The sequence below is a fragment of the Brevibacillus sp. HB1.1 genome (assembly GCF_013332445.1).
In the GTDB taxonomy this organism is placed as follows: domain Bacteria; phylum Bacillota; class Bacilli; order Brevibacillales; family Brevibacillaceae; genus Brevibacillus; species Brevibacillus porteri.
Genome location: NZ_JABMIV010000004.1, coordinates 236,499 through 259,598, shown reverse-complemented (window position 1 = coordinate 259,598; position 23,100 = coordinate 236,499). Strand labels below are relative to the sequence as shown.

At 48.9% G+C, this 23,100-nt stretch carries 19 protein-coding genes; 12 read left to right on the top strand and 7 right to left on the bottom strand.

The annotated features are described in order from the left end of the window. Window positions 1-39 precede the first annotated feature (39 nt). Both HPY27_RS13735 and HPY27_RS13730 read right to left on the bottom strand, forming a co-directional pair. Window positions 40-681: a thiamine diphosphokinase gene (locus tag HPY27_RS13735; RefSeq protein ID WP_017252440.1), complete on the bottom strand. Its 642-nt coding sequence runs from the start codon at window positions 679-681 to the stop codon at window positions 40-42. 33 nt (window positions 682-714) lie between these two features. Further along, the gene (locus HPY27_RS13730; protein WP_173623296.1) at window positions 715-1,125 is read right to left on the bottom strand and encodes a 2Fe-2S iron-sulfur cluster binding domain-containing protein; all 411 of its coding nucleotides are present in this window, start codon (window positions 1,123-1,125) and stop codon (window positions 715-717) included. Window positions 1,126-1,268: 143 nt separating this feature from the next. Between HPY27_RS13730 and HPY27_RS13725 the strand changes: the two genes are divergently transcribed. After that, on the top strand, window positions 1,269-2,177 hold the full coding sequence (locus tag HPY27_RS13725; RefSeq protein ID WP_106834751.1) for a GNAT family N-acetyltransferase: 909 nt from the start codon (window positions 1,269-1,271) through the stop codon (window positions 2,175-2,177). An 18-nt stretch (window positions 2,178-2,195) separates the two neighbouring features. Here the strand turns inward: HPY27_RS13725 and HPY27_RS13720 are convergent, their stop codons facing one another. Further along, entirely contained in the window at window positions 2,196-3,002 is an 807-nt protein-coding gene (locus HPY27_RS13720; RefSeq protein WP_017252437.1) for an Fpg/Nei family DNA glycosylase, read from the bottom strand. Window positions 3,003-3,207: 205 nt separating this feature from the next. On the opposite strand from HPY27_RS13720, the gene HPY27_RS13715 reads away from it, so the two are divergent. Next, complete coding sequence (locus HPY27_RS13715) at window positions 3,208-4,365, top strand: THUMP domain-containing class I SAM-dependent RNA methyltransferase (RefSeq protein ID WP_069851114.1); 1,158 nt, start codon at window positions 3,208-3,210, stop codon at window positions 4,363-4,365. Between the two features lie 275 nt (window positions 4,366-4,640). Further along, the gene (locus tag HPY27_RS13710) at window positions 4,641-7,175 is read left to right on the top strand and encodes a DUF4855 domain-containing protein (protein WP_371814329.1); all 2,535 of its coding nucleotides are present in this window, start codon (window positions 4,641-4,643) and stop codon (window positions 7,173-7,175) included. 54 nt (window positions 7,176-7,229) lie between these two features. Here the strand turns inward: HPY27_RS13710 and HPY27_RS13705 are convergent, their stop codons facing one another. Next, window positions 7,230-7,877: a hypothetical protein gene (locus tag HPY27_RS13705; RefSeq protein WP_174225242.1), complete on the bottom strand. Its 648-nt coding sequence runs from the start codon at window positions 7,875-7,877 to the stop codon at window positions 7,230-7,232. 79 nt (window positions 7,878-7,956) lie between these two features. Continuing rightward, on the bottom strand, window positions 7,957-9,204 hold the full coding sequence (locus HPY27_RS13700) for an MDR family MFS transporter (RefSeq protein WP_174225241.1): 1,248 nt from the start codon (window positions 9,202-9,204) through the stop codon (window positions 7,957-7,959). A gap of 567 nt (window positions 9,205-9,771) precedes the next feature. Between HPY27_RS13700 and HPY27_RS13695 the strand changes: the two genes are divergently transcribed. Together HPY27_RS13695 and HPY27_RS13690 are read left to right on the top strand one after the other, a co-directional pair. Next, the gene (locus HPY27_RS13695) at window positions 9,772-10,884 is read left to right on the top strand and encodes an aminopeptidase (RefSeq protein WP_106834756.1); all 1,113 of its coding nucleotides are present in this window, start codon (window positions 9,772-9,774) and stop codon (window positions 10,882-10,884) included. Between the two features lie 525 nt (window positions 10,885-11,409). Then, the gene (locus HPY27_RS13690) at window positions 11,410-12,354 is read left to right on the top strand and encodes an RluA family pseudouridine synthase (RefSeq protein WP_017252429.1); all 945 of its coding nucleotides are present in this window, start codon (window positions 11,410-11,412) and stop codon (window positions 12,352-12,354) included. A gap of 92 nt (window positions 12,355-12,446) precedes the next feature. Here the strand turns inward: HPY27_RS13690 and HPY27_RS13685 are convergent, their stop codons facing one another. Continuing rightward, window positions 12,447-13,460 (bottom strand): hypothetical protein, encoded by a 1,014-nt coding sequence (locus HPY27_RS13685; RefSeq protein ID WP_174225240.1) that lies wholly within the window; start codon window positions 13,458-13,460, stop codon window positions 12,447-12,449. Between the two features lie 139 nt (window positions 13,461-13,599). Between HPY27_RS13685 and HPY27_RS13680 the strand changes: the two genes are divergently transcribed. From HPY27_RS13680 to HPY27_RS13660, 5 genes are all read left to right on the top strand, one after another. Next, on the top strand, window positions 13,600-14,223 hold the full coding sequence (locus HPY27_RS13680; RefSeq protein ID WP_026043397.1) for a YhbD family protein: 624 nt from the start codon (window positions 13,600-13,602) through the stop codon (window positions 14,221-14,223). A 14-nt stretch (window positions 14,224-14,237) separates the two neighbouring features. Then, window positions 14,238-14,966 carry a polymer-forming cytoskeletal protein gene (locus tag HPY27_RS13675; protein WP_017252426.1) on the top strand — a complete coding sequence of 243 codons (729 nt, stop codon included), beginning with the start codon at window positions 14,238-14,240 and terminating at the stop codon, window positions 14,964-14,966. A gap of 127 nt (window positions 14,967-15,093) precedes the next feature. Further along, window positions 15,094-15,720: a TetR/AcrR family transcriptional regulator gene (locus HPY27_RS13670; protein ID WP_017252425.1), complete on the top strand. Its 627-nt coding sequence runs from the start codon at window positions 15,094-15,096 to the stop codon at window positions 15,718-15,720. 31 nt (window positions 15,721-15,751) lie between these two features. Then, window positions 15,752-16,984 carry an efflux RND transporter periplasmic adaptor subunit gene (locus HPY27_RS13665; RefSeq protein WP_174225239.1) on the top strand — a complete coding sequence of 411 codons (1,233 nt, stop codon included), beginning with the start codon at window positions 15,752-15,754 and terminating at the stop codon, window positions 16,982-16,984. Next, complete coding sequence (locus HPY27_RS13660; protein WP_174225238.1) at window positions 16,981-20,091, top strand: efflux RND transporter permease subunit; 3,111 nt, start codon at window positions 16,981-16,983, stop codon at window positions 20,089-20,091. Before HPY27_RS13665 ends, HPY27_RS13660 begins: the two co-directional genes overlap by 4 nt. Window positions 20,092-20,152: 61 nt before the next feature. Here the strand turns inward: HPY27_RS13660 and HPY27_RS13655 are convergent, their stop codons facing one another. Continuing rightward, window positions 20,153-21,004, bottom strand: coding sequence for a CPBP family intramembrane glutamic endopeptidase (locus HPY27_RS13655; protein ID WP_174225237.1), 852 nt, complete (start codon window positions 21,002-21,004; stop codon window positions 20,153-20,155). A 198-nt stretch (window positions 21,005-21,202) separates the two neighbouring features. Here HPY27_RS13655 and HPY27_RS13650 point away from each other — a divergent pair, with 198 nt between their 5' ends. Together HPY27_RS13650 and HPY27_RS13645 are read left to right on the top strand one after the other, a co-directional pair. Then, a complete protein-coding gene (locus tag HPY27_RS13650; RefSeq protein ID WP_173623305.1) occupies window positions 21,203-22,498 on the top strand; it encodes an HD domain-containing protein in 1,296 nt (431 codons plus the stop codon). After that, window positions 22,491-23,021 carry a YwgA family protein gene (locus HPY27_RS13645; RefSeq protein WP_173623306.1) on the top strand — a complete coding sequence of 177 codons (531 nt, stop codon included), beginning with the start codon at window positions 22,491-22,493 and terminating at the stop codon, window positions 23,019-23,021. Before HPY27_RS13650 ends, HPY27_RS13645 begins: the two co-directional genes overlap by 8 nt. The last annotated feature ends 79 nt before the right edge of the window (window positions 23,022-23,100 follow it).

Here is a 23,100-nt window from a genome sequence, read left to right as displayed (position 1 = left end):
TTTTGCATCATGCAGGGAGATCCTTTCTTTTTCTAACGATTAGTCTTTGCTTTTGACAACGAGCAGCTTGCCCGTTTGAATCGTGATCGTTCCAGTCTGTTCCGTTAGCAGATTGCTGATGCCAAGCGTGTCGCCAATCCGCAGGGTCGCGTCCTTCAACGGATAGAGGAATCCAGTTAAGGTGATCCCTGTGACTTCCGGTGTAAAAGGCAGCAGAGAGATATGATCAAAATGATTCTGCTCGATCGTACTATGGCGGTCAATCAGACGGATTTCATTGGTTTCATCGAGGATGAGGCAGTTGGTGCCCGTCTGCAACGCTTTGTTCAGCAAGTGTACGTTTGCCAGCATATGGTCAAAACGAGAGCCGAGCACACCAAGCAGCACAATCTCCTCGGGCTGTTGCTCGATTGCCCAAGTAAGCGCCATCTCTGTATCAGTCAAATCTTTCATGACGGGATCGCAGGAGGAGACGTGCATACTGTGGCGTTCAATTTCTGCCATTTCCTCGGTGCTGACAGAATCAAAGTCACCAATCGACAATCTTGGCACAAGACCGTTGCGAATGAGGAACAAGGCACCTCTGTCAACGCCGACGAGCCAATCATTTTCGCGAATCTCTTGGATCGCCCAGTTGCCCAGATTGCCCCCAGCGAATAGTAGGATGCGTGTAGGATTCATGCTACGGCCACCTTTTTCTATTAGAAATACCCTCTATGTAGGAATCGAAGAGCGAAATGTGCTCTGACAAGCGAGGCGATAGCCTGTAGCGAGTTTTTCTCCCAGCTTTGCTTTTTCCTGTCCGGTTGGGGTGTCAAGTAATGATGCACCAGCTACGATCTGTACACTGCACTTGCCGCAATGCCCTTGTTGGCATTTGTAAGCGATGGGGTGATCTTGCGTGAGGGCAGCTTGTAATAGTGTCTGAGAGGGAGTGTACCGGACTGGCATCGTTTGTGAGCGTTGCTTCACCTGTACGAGCTTCTGCTCTGATTGGGGGTGAGCCAGACTCATTTCTGTTTTTTTCAATGATGTATGCGTCTGCACGGGAACGGGGGCTGGACTCGACATCTGTACGTCAGATCGTCCAGGAATGAGCGAACCGACCGTAAGCTGTTTGCGCATAGGAACCTCCCGAGTAAGTGATTATTTAATTTTACCATGTCAGGCGTGTGGGTGACAAAGCTGGAGAAAGGTGTTCCGAGATGATTGAATTTTTTGATTTTATCGATTAAAATTATTTTATCAAATATCAGGAAGGTGATACCATGATTACCATCAAACGGATGAGCGACTGTACCTTTGCAGAAGTGACCAAAGCGTGGAACAGAGGATTTGAAGGCTATTTTATCGAGTTTACGATGACAGAAGAAATGCTTGTCCAACGACTGGGGGGCGAGGGATATGTGCTGTCCCTGTCTGTGGTTGCTTTTGACGGCACAGAGCCGATTGGCGTAGTGGCCAGCGGGATGAGAACCATTGCAGGGCGAAAAGTCGCGTGGAATGGTGGAACGGGTGTCGCCACGGAATATCGTCGACAAGGAGTAGGGAAGCAACTGATTGAGGCGACATTGGATTTGTACCGGGAAGCTGGGGTGGAAGTAGCTACCTTGGAGGCATTGAGCCAAAATACCAAAGCGATTGCCTTGTATGAGCAAAAAGGCTATGACGTTGTGGATCGTCTGTTGTTTTTGCAGCAGAGTGGGCCGCTGGCAGAGAATGCCTTTCAGACAAATGTACAGGCTGATTATCGGGTTCGGCGCATTTTGGCTCCGGAAGTCGCCATGCTGCCGTTTTACGTGACCGATGTCCCATGGCAAAATTACTGGCTGAACTTGCGAGATGCGCAGGCCGTGCTTATAGAAGACAGAGAGGGTCAGGCGGTCGGCTATGCGATGTACAAGTGCTCGATAAACGAAGAAGGCAAAGTGAGTGGGATCGTGCTGCGTCAATGTGTTGCACAGCCAGAGCATCCTGATGCCCAAGACATTTTGAAAACCGCACTCGCGCACGTGTATGGGCCGCTTGCACACGATTGCCGCCGTTCTACGTTTAATTTGCGCGCGGCTGATACCTTGCTTGTCGAAATCCTGCAAGCGGCGGGATTCAGTCCTTCCGAGACGGAACAGGTGTTTATGATCAAGCAGATGGAAGCCGCAAAGACTCCTGTCGTCTAGGGAGTGAATACGCTCCTGTCAATGCTGGCAGTTCGTGCAGGCGAATACTTTGCGGGAGGAGAGCTCGCTCTTTTCGATAGGCTGTCCACAGCGCGGGCAAGGCTCTCCGCCTCGATCGTACACCTGACAGCGCTCATCGAAGCCACCTGTCAGGGAATCACCGGAAAAGAGCGGTTGCATGTAACCGCCGAATCGAATGGCTTCTGTAAGCACGGTTTGCATGGAATGATACAGTCGTTTTTGTTCCTCGAAAGAAAGCGTTGGGATCGTCCGGGTAGGCAGGATGGCGGCATGAAAGCAGATTTCGTCCGCATAGCAGTTGCCGATGCCCGCCAGCCAATGCTGATTGACTAATGCTGTTTTGAGGACGCTGCGCTTGTCAGCGAGTAGCTCCGTAAATCGGGGAAAGGTAAACAGCGGGTCCAATGGCTCCGGACCGAGTGGAGCCAGTCTCTCGTCGATCTGAACGTTGGTGAGCAAGTGTAGGTAGCCTAAGCGGAGGCCGTGAAAATATAAAATGCGCTCGTCAAAGGCAAGAGTCACTTGGGCGGTTCTCTTCAGTTTGTCTTCCGCAGAGCCCAGGTATAGAAAGCCGCCGAGCATCAGATGAAGCAGCAGGACATGTCCACTTTCCAGATGGAAGAGAAGATGCTTGCCACGTCGGTCGACAAGTGTCAGGCGATTGCCTTGCAAAAGACGAGCAAATTCCGCAGGTGGTAGATTAATCGTTTTTTCCCGCTGAACATGTGTGGCAGTAATTGTTCCGCCACCGATTTTTTCCTGTAGCAGTCGGCGATAGGTCTCCATCTCAGGTAATTCTGGCACCCTGACTCCCTCCCGTACGCAAAGTTTTTCGTAGGATGTCCCATATGGATGATCCACATGCCGTACCCCGTCACTGTTTTTCGGTGATGGGTCTTTTGAATTTAGACAAGTTTACCAACGCTATTCGTAAATGGGGTAATATAATATGTAAGGTAGTAGGACAGGGCATTTGCCCGAAGGATATCGGACGGACAGGAGATTACATATGCAAAAAGTAGAATTGATCGCTACGGCGACTTTTGGTTTGGAATCAGTAGTAGCAGAAGAGGTAAAGGCACTCGGATACGGTCCGGTACAGGTGGAAAACGGCAAGGTAACGTTCACCGCAGATATTTCTGCGATTCCCCGCACAAATTTGTGGTTACGAACTGCCGACCGCGTGCGTCTTAAGATAGGGGAGTTCAAAGCGACTACGTTTGACGAGCTGTTTGAACAGACAAAAGCACTGCCGTGGGCCGATTGGATCACAGAGGATGGGACGTTTCCAGTGGAAGGGAAATCGGTCAAATCTACCTTGTTCAGTGTGCCGGATTGCCAAGCGATCGTGAAAAAAGCAGTGGTAGAAAGTCTGAAAAAGACCTACAAGCGCGAGTGGTTCGATGAGCAAGGGCCGCTGTACAAGATCGAGGTGGCACTTCTCAAGGATGTGGCGACGCTGACGATTGATACGTCAGGACCGGGCCTGCACAAGCGCGGCTACCGGGAATTGATCGGACAAGCGCCACTGAAGGAAACCATGGCTGCGGCGATGATTATGCTGTCTCGCTGGAAGCCTGATCGGGTATTCATGGACCCATTCTGTGGTTCGGGTACACTTCCGATTGAGGCGGCGCTGATCGGACAAAACATCGCTCCGGGGATGAACCGGGAATTCGTTTCCGAGACGTGGCCTATCATTCCGAAAACAGCTTGGCGTGAAGCTCGTGCAGAGACCCATGATTTGGCTCGTTATGATCAAAAGCTGGAGATTATCGGGACAGATATGGATGACGAGATCTTGAAAATTGCCCGCCACAACGCCACTGAGGCCGGTGTAGATGACCTGATTCATTTTCAGCGCATGGATGTGCGGGATGTGCGAACCAAGCGCAAGTACGGCTACTTAATTTGCAACCCACCTTATGGGGAGCGCTTGGGAGAATGGAAGCAGGTTGCCAAGATGTATGGCGAAATGGGGGAAACCTTTGCTGCCATGGATACGTGGTCTTTCTATGTTATTACGTCCGATGAACAGTTTGAGGAGCATTTTGGTCGTACAGCAAGCAAAAAGCGCAAGCTCTACAACGGAAATATCAAGGTAGATTACTATCAGTTTTTCGGACCTAGACCGCCGCGCGGGCCAATGGTTACCCCGACCGAGTAGACATAAGAGTATTGTTCAAAGATGACTTTTTGAACTACCTCTAAAGAAGGGGCATAATTGGAGGAGAAAATGCAATGAGCAAGAGTAGATTCGGGAGCAGAATGCTTGCTGCGCTATTGGCAGCGACGACATTACTGGTCCAAAGCACGCCGTTGACTCATGCTGCGACAGAGCCAGAGAAACCGGCGGTGGAGAGCGAGAAACCAGCAGAACAGACCAAGAAGCTGGAAGATCAGTTCAAAAAACAAGAAGAAGCGCAAACGGAGTTTACGGATTTGGGCAACAGCTACGCCAGTAAAGCCGTAACCAGACTTGCAGCCCTTCATATGATCAGTGGTCAGGGAGAAAACCGCTTCAACCCGCAAAACACGATTTCTAGACAGGATATTGCGGTGCTTTTGACAAAAGTAATCGGTCTTCAACCAACAGAAATCGACGATGCCGCTTTTGAAGATGTACCACTGGAAAGTCCTTATGCACCATACGTATATGGACTCTCTGAGTTGGGTGTGATGAACGGTAGAAGTGAGCACACGATGGGTGCTCTAGACCCGCTTACACGACAAGAGCTGGCTGTCATGCTGTCTCGCTTGATGAAAGAAGGCGCTGTAACCAAAGTGGCAGGTCAGACTCCTGTTGCATACAGCGATGAAGAAGAATTCGCCAATTATGCCAAAACGGCCGTGGAAGAAGTGACGAATCAGCGCTGGATGCAAGGTGCAGGCGGCAAGTTTAATCCGACAGGTACTGTCACGCGTGCAGAGGCTGCTGTGATCGCTGAGCGCGTCTTGGATGCACGCTACCAGCAAGCAGAACAGGTGAAATACAAGGTAGATGTAGAGCGGCTGAGTTTGGCTGCTGGCACGAGCCAACGCTTGAAGGTAAGCAGCATCGGCGGAGATGATCTGCCTTTTACACCTATTTTCGCTTTTGATCGTCCCGAGCTGGGAGCCGTTTCGGCTGACGGAACCTTTGTTGCTGGTCCTACAGCAGGCAAAGGAAATCTCACGGTGACAGTCGGCTACAAAACGACGACGATTCCCGTTGAGATCAAGGACGCTGGTAAGCCAGCTGTCGAAAAGGTAGAGGACACGCCAAAGACTGCGCCGGTGACTTCTTCCAATGACTCGGCAACGAAAGTCGATGAAAGCAAGACGGTAGTAGAGGGAGAAAAGCCAGACGCAGACACCGGAGCAACAGAAACGGATGCAACGAAGCCTGCTGATCCAGAAGAAGAGGCGAAAGAGCCAGCAGAGAAGGACGAACTGGTCAATATCGCACCAGGCAGTTATACATCGGTTACTACTTTTGGAGCGCCAGATTCATATTTCCAAGAGCTGGAGAAGCAATATCCGGGTCCAGTAGGCGGACTTGTTACGCCTACAGAAGACTGGACGGGATACCACCGTCAGTTTGGACGTAAGGTGACCGTTGAGCTCGACGAGGCGAAGCCATTGGAGAGAGTTGCGCTGACGTTTAAGCAACAGAAGACCTCGGGCATCACGATGCCAGAATACATGGAAGTCGAGGTATCTCGCGACGGAAAAGTGTGGTCGTATGCGGGAAGAGCCGTTCACGATGTTTCCGCCAAAGAGGACAAGCTGGTTACACGCACATTGAGCGTGACCTTGCCGGACGTCAACACCCGTTATGTCCGGGTATCTTTCCCGGTGAAAGTATTTACGTTCGCTCGCCAGCTGGAGGTATGGGCAAAAACGGATAGCGAGTGGAACAATGGCGCTGTCTTGTTGCCGCCACCAAACCCGGCAAAGCTGGAAGATGCCAAACAAGCAGGACGTCGTGTGGAAAATATGCTACTCGCTTATACCGGAGAGCATGGCGAACTCGGGACATGGACCAAAGAGGATTTCCTCCCGATGGTTGGTTACCGCACCGTAGATGGTTATATGCGTGACCAGATGTTTGACACGATTTTGTTCCTGCCGTATCAGACTATTCCTGCTACGAAGGAAAGCTGGACAACGTATATGAATGATTTGTTCGGCTCGAATAAGCAGTTGGATGCTCTTAACCAAGCTATGCGGGAATACAATCGCCTGCGCGGAACGCTGTATTCAACACCGACGCAGGAAAATGTCGTGTTGGCTCTGCCATATCCGAATGCCAGTCAGACCAATTTTGGCCAGCTGGATGAAAAGAAACCATCCCTTTCCTTCAGCCCTGCGGGAATTGGGGAAGAGCAAGCGTATCAGAACCGCAAAGCTGCACTGGAATGGTACTTCCAGGAGCTCATGAAGCGCTGGAACAAGGAAGGATACGCGTATCTGAAGCTGGAAGGAATCTATTGGTTCCATGAGCTGGTGGAGGATGGTGCACCGAAAGAACGCCAGCTGATTCGTGACATGGGTAGCATGGTGCATGACGAGGCGTTGCGATATTATTGGATTCCGTATTTCGGTGCACCGGGAGTGTCCGAGTGGAAATCTCTTTATTTCGATAAGGCATTCCTGCAGCCAAGCTATTATAGCGACAAGCCGGTAGGAATTGACCGTATTCAAGGGGTACTGGACGTTGTCAACAAGTACGACATGGACATCGAGATCGAAGGCGACTGGAAGATGTACAATGATCCGAAGTTCTATCAGACCTACTACAATCAGTTAGTGGCCACCCACAAGCTGGGGATGGATAAAAACAACGTACACGCTTACTACTTCGGCTCCAAGACATTGCTAGAGTCTGTCAAGAGCACGGACCCTGTCAAGCGCGCCATCTATGAAGATACGTACAAATGGATGCGCGGTCGTTTTGACAGAACGGAATTTTTCGAGGGCAGCGAGATGCCGTAGTGAATGGAAAAGAGTCTGTTTCCCGCTTTGTGGGGAGACAGACTCTTTTTTTATCTAAAGCGGATGGGCAGACTTTCGCCCAATCGTTTTCCTATAGATCTCCACCAGTTCCTCCAGGATCATTTCTTTCGTCGCATGTAGAAGCGGACTCGGATGGTAGTAATCGATTCCCTTGGGGCAGGGCTTGCCAAAAGTCGGTATCCCTGCTGCTGCGATCCGTTGTTTCCACAGTTTCTTGAGCGAAGAAAAATGCTGCCAGGAATGGTGATGTGAAAGCCCCCACCCCAGCAGGAGCCACGGATGCTTTTGCAGTTCCTGTGTAGATACGAGCTGAGCCGCAAGCGTCGTTTCTTTCTCGTGAATGAGCTGCTCGAAATGAGAAATGGCACTCACGGCAGCAGCATTTTGTACGGAAAACAGATTGTACATATGGAATCTGCCTGCCAATGCCCGCTTTCCGTAGATCGCCTCCACCAGCCGGATCAATTGTCGCATGGTGGGATCGAGTGTGGTTTGACCTATGACGCTATGACCGGGAGCAGGTCTTTCACGAAAAAGCTTGGCACTACCAGGGTTCAGTAAGAGACAGCTCCCAAGAGAACGATGCCCCTCTGAATTCGCTCCCCATTGAAGATAGGTAGAAGTTCGGTAGACGATTCCTCGATGTTCTCTAAATGTAGCAAAGGCATTCGGCTGGTTCATGACGATCCCCTCCTGGTCAAGCTATCTATGACTCATTTATATGAGAGGAGGAGATTTGGTAGAACGGACATGCTCTACTCTAGCTACTCTTGCTAACTTCTTTGGCACCAATCATCCGGAATAAAATGATATACAGATAGGCACTGACTAAGGTAAAGCCTAGGATGACACCGAATACACCAACAGGAGCGAGCCATTGGGATAGTCCGATCGTCAGGGGAGCGAAGAAGCGACCAATGGAGAACTGGAGCGAAGAAGCTCCCATGTACTGACCGCGTGCATCCTCCGGCGAGTATTTACTGATGAAGCTCTGGGCGACTGGTGTGCGCATCAGCTCGCCGAATGTCAAAATCGCCATACAGCCGAACAGGAGCCAAATATTCGTCGTAAAGGCCATCAAGAACAGGCCGAGACCGAATAAGATGGAGGAGATGACGAGGCTGTTGCGATCGCTCCAGTTTTCAAACCAGCGTGTGACCGGCAGGGTAAACAGAACCACCAAAAAACCATTTAAAGCCATGAGCCAGCCGAATGCGCTGGTTCCGCCGACAGAATAAGTCCAATTGCCCCACGAAAATAATGGCTGCTGCACAACATGCTCTTTGACATACAACGCCATGTAAATGTCCAACTGCATGAATCCAATGGCGATCAAAATCCCTGCGCCAATGTACAGGGCAAATGCTTTATCTCGGAAAATAATGGCGTAACTCTTGAATTGCTGAATCAGGGAAAAACGCTCCTTTGCCTTCTCCTGACGGACGTGTTCAGGCAGCGTTTCTTTGATCAGGAAAAAGACGGCAATCGCAAAAAGCAACTCAACGATGGTACAGAACATTAACAGCTGCGGGCGGTAATGAACAAAAAAGACAGAACCCAATACGGGACCCGCAACCACCCCGATGTTCATCGCTGTGTAAAAGGTAGCAAAGACAATTCTTCGATCTTCTTCTGTGGTCAAATCAGCCACCATGGCGGAGCTGGCAGGCCAGTAGAGAGCCCCAGCGATCCCGATCCCGATGAAGGCAATATAGTCGACCCAAGGAGACGGGGAGAAAGCAAACAGGGCGAACATCACGGTCGATGTACAGAGCGAGAGCAGCATCGTGAACCTGCGACCTACCCGGTCAGCCAAATATCCGCCAAACAGGTTGGACAGCATCCCGAGCAGCGGTGGTACCATCAACAGAAGACCCGCTACATCCTTCCCAAACGTATCGCTAAAATAAATCGCCATAAACGGAAAGTACATCCAAAAGAAGGTGTGCGTAATCAATTCACCAAAGAGACGTACCTTCAAGTTAAGATCCCACGAACGCCATATCATGACACGAATTCCTCCATTCTATTTCTGCAGGTGCTTTGACTTCGATTCTCTTCTTGGAAAAATTCCACGTAAAAAAGCGCAAACGGGGTAGAGACAATGCTCTTCCGCTTGCGCTTTATCAAACGATACAAGGGTGGCGGGAAATAACCAGTTCAATGGGGTACAAAAGAGAGACGGTTATATACCTTTAATTTTAGGTACAGTAAACCGACTGTTCACCCAAGAACATGGCCCGCAATTTATATCGGGAAAAAGACGGAAGCGGTTCAGGCATCCTGCAGCTTCTAGCTTTTGATAGGGTTGTAAGAGGCAGTGCCCCTTAGAGAGGCCCCACCTAAGCGAAGATAACTACAGAAAACACCATGAACTCAGCACTCCCGTCTTTCAAAATTTTTACATAGGTAAACTCTTGTTGATTAGAATACTCGAAAGAGTCGAATTTATGCAAGATAATTTTTTGGTTTTTTTGAATAGTACCAAGAACATCGAGAATTGAAAAAGGTACCTTCATTCGGTAAAATATTTTTTAACAATAACCAATCATGTTAGGAATGTGGGGGATATCGCATGCTGGATGCACGCATCGTTAAGCTGGCTACAAATTTGCTGAGCCATTCTGTACGCCTGAAGGAAAAAGAAAGCTTGTTGATTGAAGTTCGTGGCGAGGGTCACGCTTTGGCAAAAGAATTGGTTAAGCAGGCGTATGACTTGGGAGCTTATCCGTTCGTACGGATTATTGACCCGTCTATCCAACGTGAGCTGATGCTCGGTGCAAGTGCAGAGCGTGCGACTCATTTGGCGAGATGGGAAGAGCCAATGTACAAAGATTTGGATACATATATCGTCATCAATGGTCCGTCCAACGACAGTGAGATGGCCGATGTCCCGGTAGAGCGTCGTCGTGCACACCAAAGTGTGATGCAAGAATTGAATGACTACCTGACCAACAATGTACGTTGGACACTGCTCAACTACCCGACCACGGCTTTGGCGCAAAATGCCAACATGTCTACCGTTGCTTTTGAAGATTTTTATTTTGACGTATGTTCCGTTGACTATAAAAAGATGCACGAAGCCTTTTTGCCTTTGCAGCAACTGATGGATCGCACGGACAAAGTGCGTCTTGTTGGACCTGGAACAGATCTTCAATTCTCAATCAAGGACATCCCTAGTATCATTTGCTCCGGGCTTCGCAACATTCCAGACGGCGAGATTTTTACAGCCCCAGTGCGTAACTCCGTGAATGGAACCATTACGTACAACGCAGCAACAAGCTACATGGGCACGAAATTTGAAAATGTGTGCCTGAAGTTTGTAGACGGAAAAATCGTCGAGGCGACTTCTAACAACACCGAGAGACTCAACGAAATTTTCGATACGGACGAAGGAGCGCGCTACATCGGGGAATTCGCAATTGGTGTGCATCCGTACATCCTGCACCCAATGAATGATATCTTGTTCGATGAAAAAATTGCCGGCAGCTTCCACTTCACACCAGGACGTGCATACGACAACGCAGATAACGGCAACCGCAGCCAAATCCACTGGGATATGGTAAACATCCAACGTCCCGAGTATGGCGGCGGAGAAATATGGTTTGATGATGTGCTGATTCGCAAAGACGGTTTGTTCGTTTTGCCAGAGCTGCAAGGACTCAATCCGGAAAACTTAAAAGGGTAAGTTAACAGGGCCATCATGCTTAGCATGGTGGTTTTTTCACATTTTAACGTAGCTGTCGATGAGGGAAGAAGCGCATTTCCAGTCTACGCTTCGGCCTACGCCCCGCAAAGGGGATTGACTGCCCGCTCCGGAATAAATGGCGGGAGCGCTTCAAACGTAGAAGTTTCGAGGAAGGGTTTCATAAGTGAAGCTGAAAACCCCCGCCATTTATTCCGGAGCTGGGTTGGGCTCCAGAGGCGCTTGGACTGGAAATGCGCTTCTTCCTACGGAGTTTTAGTTTCACCATATAAAACTCCCCCTGAATATCAAACAAAGCGCTCTAAAAGAACGAAGCAAACACAAGCTGTCCGTAAGCACTGTCACATGTCTGGAAGGAGACCGCCCGAACGAAGAGAGGATACAGGCGACTGGAAGACATGTGGCAGGGCTTCCCCCACCGCCAAATGTAAGGGGACGACTACAGACGAGCATCTCTGGCATCCTTTTGCTACAATAAGAAAAAAGCATGGAACAGAGGGATTAGACGTGAGCCGCAAAGATTGGATCGAATACATCGTCAGTGAACAAGACACGGGAATGAACGTAGAACAAATCGTCCGGCAAAAGCTCAACGTGTCGGGTCGTATGATGCAGCGGCTGACGAGAAGTAAGGGGATTTTACTCAATCGCAAGCAGCCCTTCCTGCAAAGACAAGTAAAAGCAGGAGATACAATCGCGGTTCGTGTCATCGAGAGGCAAGAGCAATCGCAAGCACAAGCACCTGGGCAGCCCCAACATGATACGAAGCCCGAGGGACCGATTACACCAATGCCGTCCATCGATATTTTGTACGAGGACGATCATCTCTTGATTGCAAACAAACCGGCAGGCATGATGGTGCACCCGATTAAACAGGAGACCGACACACTGGTACATGCACTCGCTGCCGTACTGGCGGCAAGGGGTGAGCAGACGAGTGTACATCCTGTGCATCGGCTGGATAAAGATACATCAGGAGCTATTCTTGTAGCTAAAAGTAGCTATGGTCATCAATTGGCTGACAGGCTACTACGCGAAGGAGGTATTCATCGCGAGTATCTTGCGGTTGCCAGTGGCGTGCTGTCAGAGGGAGCTGGAACGATTGATGCGCCAATTGGCCGAGATGCGCGTCATCCTACGAAGCGCCGTGTTGTGGAGAGTGGCGATCCTGCCATCACACATTACGAGGTACAACAGACCTCTGAGGGAATGACGCTCGCACGGGTTTGGCTGGAGACGGGGCGTACCCATCAGATTCGCGTTCACTTTGCCCATATTGGACACCCGCTTGCTGGCGATACGATGTACGGAGGAGCGAGAGGTTTGTTACGCCGACAGGCTCTGCATGCTTCCAAGTTGTCTTTTTTGCATCCGCTTCTCGAAAAAGAGATTGTAGTCGAGGCACCAATACCAACTGATCTGAAACGCTTGATGCAAGCAGAATTTACATAAGAACGGCCAACACGATGAAACCACCTTTCAATAGGTGGTTTCATTGGTGTATTTGGTAAAGGTGGATTGTGCCCCAATATCTAAGAGCATCCCTAGTTGATCAAGCCGTTTTCCGGCGTAACGGCGAAATCATAGAAGATTCCTTTATGGTTGATCGCTGCTGTAACAGTCGGTTTCCCCTTTTTCGTAAACGTATATACGTTATATTTGGACGAAACATTGTATCCGGTCAGATCGAGGTTAAAAACCTTTTTCATCATCGGGTTGGCAGCAGCAATCGCCGCTTCTTTTGTAAAGAATGGTTTGGCAAACACCTTGGGAATATCTTCGTCCGCGGTATAGTTCCCATCTCTGAACTCACTGAACATGGTCGCTGCCACTACTTTCCCTGTTTTCGCCCCTATGACGATTCTGTATTTTCGTTCCATATCCATGAAATTCCATACTTGATCCAAGCGTTCTTTTGATTCTTTCATCAGTGTTACGTCAGGAAGCAGCGCCGATGCTTTACCGTTGGAAAGAGGCTTCAGCGCCCTTTGCGCTGTATCGACCACTTTGGGGTTCATTTTCTCGTTTGTATAATTCAATGTCGCAGCGTTGACCTTCCCGGTGGCAGCGTCAATGCTGACCGAGGCATTTTGCCCTTTGAACTGCCAAATGTTTTCTTTTTCCCAATTGATCCGTTCTACCCAATCAATCGTAAAGGCATGCTGATGATCCATTTCTTTTAACGTGCTCGTAGCTGTATTTTGCAAATCAGCAGCCACTTCGCTCCATTTTAATTTCACGGATACGGATACAATCTTGCCCTCCTGCTTGGTAACGAGCACCTCACCTCTGTTGTTTTTGGCCGAAATCACCCAGCAATCTGTCGTTTCTCCCATCATCTCGTCCAGTTCGATCGGCACGCCGCCAGCCTGTTTTTGCATCGCTTGTTTCGCCGCTTCTACGACATTTTTGTTTAACTGAGCAAGGGTTTTCATTTCTGGCTCTACTGCTGGCGCCTGACCAGCTGCATATGCTGGCGCTTGTGTGTTTGTAAATGGAGATGCAACGGATAACAGCAAGGCAATCATACTTGTCACGGCTAGTGTTTGTTTTTTCATATGTCATGCTTCCTTTCTGCATTCAAATCACTTATTTGATCCAGCTAAAGGGATTTTGTGACAGTCCCTCGAGTGTCAAACAGTCTGTAGTTGAATAACGTAACAGTGTTATGTTACATTGTTTTTGGAGGTGCTTCACTTGGACACAAATGTAATCTCGAAGAAGGACCTGCTGGAGCTGACAGGCATTTCGTACGGACAGTTATACCGTTGGAAACGAAAGAACTTGATTCCAGAGGAGTGGTTCATTCGCCGAGCGACTTTTACAGGGCAAGAAACCTTTTTCCCGCGCGAACAGATTTTAGCTCGAATCGACAAGATCCTGAACATGAAAGACGACTTGTCGCTGGATGAATTGGCGGACATGTTTTCACCAAATATGAGTGAAACGTCATTGTCCGCAGATGAACTATTGGCACGAAACATTGTTTCTGTTACCTCTTTAGAAGTGTTTAACGTTTTTCTCGGAAGCCTAAGGACCTTTACCTTCCAGCAGGCACTATACGCCTATGTGTTGGAAAAACTTTTGGCAGCAGGAGACTTAACTGTAGAAGAAGGCGGCGGATTGCTGCAGGTACTGGCTAGCCACTATCCTAAGTTCGATGGGAAGCCTTGTGAGCTGATTTTTATGCGCAAGATGGGGATTTCCACGTTCGTGTTGGTATCTGGCTCTACCGAAATGTATTTTGACAACGGTGTAAAGGTAGTGACGCGGCTCATTTTCGCCAATTGCATCGAAGAATTAAAAGCAAAATTTATGTAGGGGGAGACCATACCATGCAGAACGAGAACAATAATAAAACAGATTTGATCTTTCATGGGGCAGTGAATGCTACGGGTGGCGTATACAACAAAGTAGATGTGCAAGGTTACGGCAAGATCAATGGCGACGTAGAGTGCGAGTCGCTTCATTGTGCAGGACATGTCAGTATCACGGGAGATCTCATTGGCTCTTCGGCAAGAGTGGAGGGCAACGCGTCGATTAAAGGCAAAGTGAAAATGGATACGTTATCCGTATATGGTCAGCTTGATGTTGCGGACGATTTGAATTTTACGAGTCTAAAAGTAGGTGGCAACGTCAAGGTACAGGGCAATATGGCAGGCGAGGACGTAAAGGTTCTCGGGTCATTGAAAACCGCAGGGGATTGCGAAGCGGAAGTGTTCCGGGCAAACGGTGCGTTTAGTATCGGAGGACTGCTGAATGCAGGGCGAATCGAGGTGCTTTTGCATGGCGGCTGTGAGGCAAAAGAAATGGGTGGAGAGCACATCGAGGTGCGCCGAACAGGGAATAGCACCTTGGGCAAGCTGTTGAAGCATTTTCTCAACAATACCTTGTCTGTAGAGACGATCGAAGGAGACGAAATCTATCTGGAAAACACAAAGGCCAAGGTCGTTCGCGGCAACAAGATCGAGATTGGGCCGGACTGCGAAATCGATCTGGTCGAATACAGCACAGAATGCAAGCAAGACCCAAGCTCGCAGATTAAGACGAAGACACAACGGTAAGGCTGACAAGGAAAAATTAACATTTGGAACTGTATGCAAGTATTTACATGCATGCAGTTCCTTTATATAATGAGTTTGGAAAAAAATGAAAATGCAAGTAATTGCTTGCTTGGCACGGAGGTGCTTTATGGATCACCCAGATATAGAACAGAAGCTGGGGGGGAGAGGCGAAGAGGAACAGGAAACCCGTGAGCGAATTTTATCAGCCGCACGTCAGCTAATGGCACAGAAGGGATACAAGGGAGCGACTACACGCAAGATCTCTGAGCTTGCAGGAGTTAATGAGGTGACGGTATTTCGTCATTTCAAGAACAAGGTAGGCATCTTGACAGAACTCCTAAAAGAAATCATGGATGTCCGGGAGCAGCTGGAGCAAGGGCTGCAAGGCGAGTTTTCTGATCTCAAGCAAATGCTAGTCAGCTACGCACGCACGTATTACGGCTTATTGGTCGAGCGCAAAGAAATTTTCATGATCTGCATGATTGAAGCGGATAACCACCCGGAAGTCGTGCAGATGTTCAGCAGCCTGCCGATGACCGCAGTCGAGGTATTGTCCAACAAGCTCCTAGCGTTTCAGGAGCAAGGGCATTTGCCAAAGGTAGATCCGTTCACGGCAGCTCTTATGTTCGTCTCCACTTTCTTCTATGCCTTTATGGCGAAGTATCGGGTCAATCTCGATCTCGAAATGGTAGAAGAAGAGCTTTTTGAAAATGCTTCTGAAATCTTGCTACAAGGCATCAAGGGATTCAAATAAACAGCATAGCTACATAGGGGCGGAGGAAGTCATGAAGAGAAGATGGCTTGTATCTGTAATGATGATCGGACTATTGGCAACGACGGCTTGCAGCGAGCAACAACCTGCTTCGGCACCCCAGAAGGAAGTGAAGCATGTCGTCGTTGCACAAGTGAAGAAGGAGCAGGCTGTTACCGTTACAGAGTTGTCTGGTACGCTGGCTCCTTTGGAGGAAGCACTCGTCTCTTTTGAAGTAGGCGGTCGTATCGTGGAGATGAACCGTAAAGAAGGAGACACAGTCAAAGCGGGAGATGTGCTCGCCCGTGTGAACGCCCAGGATTACTCGCTCCAAGTCGCTTCTTCAAACGCTGCTATGCAGCAGAGTGCGGCAAATCTTAGCAAGGTAACGAATGGGGCGAGAGAGCAAGAAGTGACGCAGGCGCGATTGCTGGTGGAGAAGGCAACAGTCGCTTTGCAAAAAATGCAGGATGATTTCAACCGGATTGAAAAGCTCTACCAACAAAACGCCATCTCCAAAAGCGAGTATGAAAGTGCACAAAATGGACTGACGATTGCGCAAAAGGATTTGCAAAACGCACAGCAGTCCTATTCGCTAGTTACCCAAGGCGCTCGTGTGGAAGACAAACAGTTGAGCCAGGCTGTTTATAATCAGTCCGTCATTGCCAAAGAAGTGGCAGCCAATACACTTGCCAAAACACAGCTCCGTTCGCCGATAAACGGGACGATCATCGCCAAGCTCTCGTCTGCTGGCAATTTGGTTGGTTCAGGCACCCCCGTCTTTCAAGTCGGCAACATCGACACATTAAAAGTCGTATTGCCCGTTCCTGACCGTGAGATTTCGGCATGGAAAGTAGGCGAGTCGATCTCCTTAGACCTGTATGGACAAAAACGGGATGGCAAAGTGACAAAAATATTTCCTGCCACGAACCAAAATACCGGAACGATTGGTGTAGAGGTCCAAATCGCCAACCAAGCTCGTGACTGGTTTGCTGGTCAGGTGGTGAAAGCGACCAAAACGGTAACGGGGCAGGAAGGTGTCTACGTACCAGTGGAAGCAGTCATCAGCAGAGGAAAAGATGACGCGCATGTCTTCGTCAATGCAGGCGGCAAGGCTGTCAAAACAAGCGTAGCCATCGGGCAGATTGTCAGTGACAAGCTCGAGATCAAGAACGGATTAAAAGAAGGAGACCAACTGATCGTCAAAGGGGTGGACCGTTTGTTTGACGGTGATCCAATCGAGGCGGCAGGAGGTACACAACCGTGATCAAGTACATCGTACAAAAGCGCAAAATCACGCTTCTGTTTTTCAGCATGATTGCACTTGTAGGCTCCCTGAGCTTTTTTCAGCTACCCAAGCAAGAGATGCCGGATATTATCGTCAACATGGCGACGATCACGACGGTATACCCGGGAGCTTCGCCGGAAAAGGTCGAGCAGGCTGTTACGAAAAAGCTGGAAGAAAAAATCAATGAATTACAGGGACTTAACTATATATCATCCTCATCTTCCCTCGGAGTCTCTTTTATCATGGTGGAAGCAAAGAGTGACGTAGACCCGAAGCAAAAATGGGATGAATTGCGGAAGAAGGTAAAGGACGCAGAGGCTGATCTACCAGCCGATGCGAAACAACCGATCATCAATGATGATTTGAATCGTACGTTTGTCCAATCGTTTGCGGTCACCGCTAACACGCGTGAGGAATTGTACAGCATGCGTACCATGCTGAAATCGTGGAAAGAACAGCTGCGCACCATTCCGAACGTAGCGGATGTACTGGTGGAGGGTCTACCGGAGCAGGAGGTCCACATCGAGGTTGATACGCAAAAGCTGAGCCAGTACGGGATCACATGGAGTCAGGTGATGATGGCTGTCAAAAAGGAAAATGAAAAAATCCCGCTTGGCGACCTGACCACAGAAAAACGGACCTACCAGCTTAAGCTGGCGGAAAATACAGATGTCGAAGAACTGAATAAAGTCATTATCTCTCGTTCAAAAGAGGGCTTCCCGATCTATCTGAAGGACATCGGATCGGTCAAAATGACGACGGAGACGGTGAAAACGACTTCGTATTTCAATGGGAAGCCTTCGATCACGATCAGCGTCAATGCAGAGACAGGAAGTGATGTGCCGTCCTTGCAGAAGCGCGTTGACGAGATGATGGTTACCTTGGATAAAACACTTCCGGCAGGGGCCGAGAGACACTCGATTTACAGTCAAAATGAACGCGTCGATGAGCTTTTTAGCGACCTGACCCGAGAAATGATGATTGCCATCGTCGCTGTTTTGGTGGTGTGTGCACTCGGATTGAACCTGATCACTTCATTGGTAGTAGCGATGGCGATTCCGATTTCCTTGGCTGTGGGGCTTATGTTCCTGCCATCTCTGGGTATTTCACTCAATATGATCTCGATCGTTTCCTTGATTATTGTGCTGGGGATATTGGTCGATGACGCTGTGGTAGTCAATGACAATATTGAGCGGAGACTGTCTGTCCTGGGTGAAAAACCGATGGCTGCGGCGGTTCATGGTGCCAAGGAAGTATCGATATCGATCACGACTGCTACGCTGGCTACGATTGCGTCGTTTGCGCCCTTGATGTTTTTGAGCGGCAACGTCGGGCAGTTCATTCGTCCGGTTCCCGTCATTATTTCGATGACGATGCTGGCGTCGATGGTCATGTCGCTGACGATCATCCCGATCTTTCGCCAATGGTATGAGCAACGTAGAAAGGCTGGCGTAGAAGGGTATCGTAAGCCCGCTGGACTGTTGGGGAAACAATTGTTGCAGCTGACCAAGTGGTATGCGAGCAAGTTCATGCCGAAAATTTTGAAGCGACCGCTTTTGGCAGGAATGATTGGCGTATTGATTGGAACGGCAGCATATGGATTGATACCGCTCACTCCAGTGGAATTGTTCCCGAACGATGATCGCCCGCAGTTTCTCATCGATATCCGTCTCCCCGTAGGCAACAGTCTGGAGGAAACAGACCGAGTGGTACGTGGGACGGCAGACTGGGTGTTGAAGCAGCCTGGCATCGAGACAGTATCTGCGTACGCGGGAGGCAGTGCACCGAAAATGTTCGGCGGAGATACAGCTGCCGGAAGCGGCATTACCGTCGGACAGCTAGTGGTTCGTTATAATGAAAAAGAGACCCATCTCGAGAACATGCTGGAGCCGTGGACAGAGGAATTCAAAAAGCTGTATCCGGAAGCCAGTATCTTGACGAAGCAGCTGGAGGCAGGTCCTCCGGTTGGAAAACCAGTCGTGATCCGTTTTTATGGAGAGGATATTGAGACGCTGCGCTCTCTTTCTGCACAAGCAAAAGAAAAGGTTGCCGGATTAGAGGGAACGTACAATGTACAAGACGATTTCGGGGTAGAACGCTACACCTTGGAATTTGTCGTCAATAAAGAGCTAATGGAGCAAAAGCTCGTCAACTACACGGACTTGTCCACGACATTGCGTCTGGTGAGCGAAGGCATTACCGTAAGCGAGTTTGATACGGGCTCAGACCTGATAGATATGAAGCTGTTCTTGCAAAAAGGTGAGGAAGACCCTGCATTGCTGTTCCAGCGACTCAGCATCGCCAATGCGCGTGGAGAGCTGATTCCGTTGTCACAGCTTGCGGAAGTAAAACCGACTTTCAGTACACAGACGATCCCGCATCGCGATTTGTCGCGGAGCGTGACGGTTACCAGTGATCTGAAAGGTAGAACGGCTACAGACGTAATGGCAGAGATCAAGCCGATGCTCGATAGTATGTCCTTGCCTGAAGGATACCGCTATGAGATTGGCGGCGAGACTTCCGAGCAGACTGATATTTTTATCGACATGGGCAAACTTTCGATTCTTGTGGTTTTCTTGATCCTGATTTTGATCGCGATGCAATTCTATTCCTTGACCATTCCTGTACTGGTTACCAGTACGATTTACCTCGCTGTATCGGGGAGCTTGATCGGCTTGTTCGTGACCCAGACGCCACTTGGCTTTATGACAATGATGGGGATTATTGCGTTGGCGGGCATCGTGGTGCGTAACGGGATTGTTTTGATCGAGTTCATCGAGGAGGCACGTCATACAGGCATGGAGCTGAAGCAGGCGGTTATTTCTGCGTGTGAGGCACGGCTACGGCCTATTCTTTTGACCTCGCTTACAGCGATTGCAGGTATGATGCCGTTAGCTATTTCGGGTGACGTTTTGTTCAAACCGCTAGCGGTCACCATTATTTCCGGCTTGGCGTTCTCGACACTTTTGACCTTGATCGTCGTACCGTCCTTCTATACGGTTCTGACGCAGCACAAGATCAAAAAGCTGGCGAAAAAAGCCGCGAAGCGCCCGGATTTGTATGGGGCTGAGGCAGAGACATTGTAATGACATGCAACAGCGGCAAACTCTCCGATTCATTTCGTTCGGGAGTTTGCCGCTGTTTGTTTTAATAAGCTTTTCTTGCTTTTCGCCAGCCGATTATCAAAAGAGCAAGAGCCAGTATGAGAAAAACGAGTACACATAAAGCCCAGATCGACTGTAGCAGCATGCTGTGGTTGACCAGCCAGGGAATCTCCTCTAGAGGCATGTTTTTCATTTTGGGGAGAGAAGGGATGATCATCGCATCTGCATAAATGTGCAGAATGATCGGAGCTAGCAGTCCCCAGCGAAGTGCTGCCCATGCCCACAAAACACCAATGAGAAACGATTCAAAAAGAGTCCCTAGACCATGCCCGGGTACGTGATAGTAAGCGAAAATCATCGAAGGAATGAGAAGATAGATCCACCTCGCACCAGTGGGCAGGTCTGTGTTCCTTCGATAAATGAGTATTAGCAAGAGAAACGGGATGCCACGAAAGACAAGCTCCTCCCACAAAGGATTATGCCAGGTGGCAAACACAAGTAGATTTGCTTTGCCAGCAAGTGACTGTGTACCGATTGGCTGTGAGGTAGACCATCCGCTAATCACCTGAAAGGCAGCTCCGGCCGCTTTTGCCAATAAGAGACCGACAAGGATGAACAGAAATGCTTGGCCCAATTTTTTCTTTTGTACAAGCCATAAGATTCCGCAAGCGTAAATCAGCGAGATAACACCAAAAATGAGCCAGCCAGGAAGCGGGATAGCGACCTTCCAATCGGTTTTCGGCCAGAATAGGAGAGAGACGGAAACCGTTTCCCGCAAAAAACCTGAGGAGAGAAACTGCCCCCAGGAGGCGAGTAAGGGCAGAAAGAGCATAATCATCAATAAAAGGAGTAAAAGTGGGTTTTTCGTTATGTATCGAAATGTATTGTTCAACATTTGTGAAAACCTCTCATCCAAACCATTTTTTTCTATATGATCCTACATGCCTTTTACTCGGTCTAGATGGAAATGGCATTCTTCAGATTTTTGTAAGAGTTTGATTGAGCAAGAAACGGTAGCAGACGTATGATATGATAGAATCATCATTCACTGTCAGTAATAGAGAGAACGCAGTACAGGAAGGGAGTGTCCAGGATGCAACAGCCACAGCTTCTTCATGAAGAAAAGGTATTCAAAGACCCTGTCCACCGCTACGTCCACGTGCGTGACAAATTCATCTGGGATTTGATCAACTCGGCAGAATTCCAGCGTTTGCGCCGAGTCAGGCAACTGGGCACCAGTTTTTTTACCTTTCATGGTGGAGAGCATAGCCGCTTTAACCACTCGCTTGGTGTATATGAACTGATGCGCAGAATTTTGGAGACGTTCGAAGGCCGAATTCAGTTGACGTATGAGGAAAAGCTGCTGTGCCTATGTGCGGCTTTGCTCCACGATGTGGGCCACGGTCCGTTTTCTCATTCGTTTGAAAAGGTGTTCAAGTATCACCACGAGGATTGGACGCGCGCCATTTTGCTTGGAGATACGCAAATCAACCGAATTCTTCGTCGGTTTGATGATAGCTTCCCGAAGAAATTGGCAGAAGTGATTAATAAGACATATGACAATAAACTGATCGTAAGCCTTATTTCCAGCCAGCTCGATGCCGATCGGATGGATTACTTGCTGCGTGATGCCTACTATACGGGCGTCAATTATGGCAATTTCGAGATTGAACGAATCTTGCGTGTCATGCGGCCGCAGGAGGATGGCATTGTCTTTAAATTCAGTGGGATGCATGCTGTCGAAGACTACATCATGTCTCGCTATCAAATGTACTGGCAGGTCTATTTCCATCCCGTGACACGAAGTGCCGAAGTCATCTTGTGCAAAATTTTTCAACGGGCAAAGCTCTTGTTCTCCCAAGGCTATCCGTTCATGCAGGAGCCTGTCATGCTGCTGCCTTTCTTGCAGGAAAAGGTAGAGCTCGCTGACTATTTGGCGCTTGATGAGTCCATTATTCTTTTCTATATGCAGCTCTGGCGCAGAGAGCATGACCCCGTGTTGAAAGATTTGTGCGCCCGTTTTTTGGACAGGAATCTCTTTAAATACGTCGAATATAATCCGAGGGATTTCCGCTTGCTGTCTGAGCTGAAAGAACTATTTCAATCTGCCGGAATTGACCCGATGTATTATTTGGAGGTAGACACGACCTCCGATCTTCCGTATGATTTTTACCGTGCCGGAGAAGAAGAGGAGCGCATTCCGATTATGCTCCAAATGCCTTCAGGCGAACTGGTCGAGCTGTCACAGAAGTCAGAAATTGTACAGGCCATTAGTGGAAAGCGGCGCTTTGATTACAAGCTGTACTTTCCGTTGGATAAAGTCATGGCTTTGCCGGGGGATCTCTCCCGTAAGATTCGAGAACGTCTGGGAGTGATGGAGGATGCTTAATCGTCACGCCAAGATCATACGCCTGATTGAGATAGTCGGCGAAGTGAGCGGGCGAAAAAAATTGCAAAAGATGGTGTACATAGGAAAACATCTGGAGATGGATTTCGATGAGCGCTACGAGTTTCACATGTACGGTCCATATTCGGAGGAACTGACGCTCAGAGTAGATGAGCTGTGCAACATGGGGCTTCTGGATGAGCAAATGGAGAGTAAAGGTGCCATTCATATGTATCGTTACTCTTTGAACGAAACCGGTCGTGATTTTCTCAAGTTTCATGAGGTTGATTTCGGTAGTGGAGAACGTGCGATTTTGCGTATGAACGAGGAGAATTCCCGTTTTCTCGAGCTGGTTTCTACGATTCTGTATTTCAACCACCTGCCTTATGAGGAAATGAAGGGCAAAATCTTTACGTTTAAGAGCAAGCAACGCTACACCGAAGAAGAGATTCAAAAAGGGCAGGCGTTTGTTGAAGAACTGCGTGTGCTGATGAAGGAAGACGGCGGCACTGCACATATGCAATAGGGAACATCATACGAGGACAAGCACGGCGTACGAACTTGCAAGAGTTGTGGTACGTCTTTTTTTTATACATGTCAGCCAG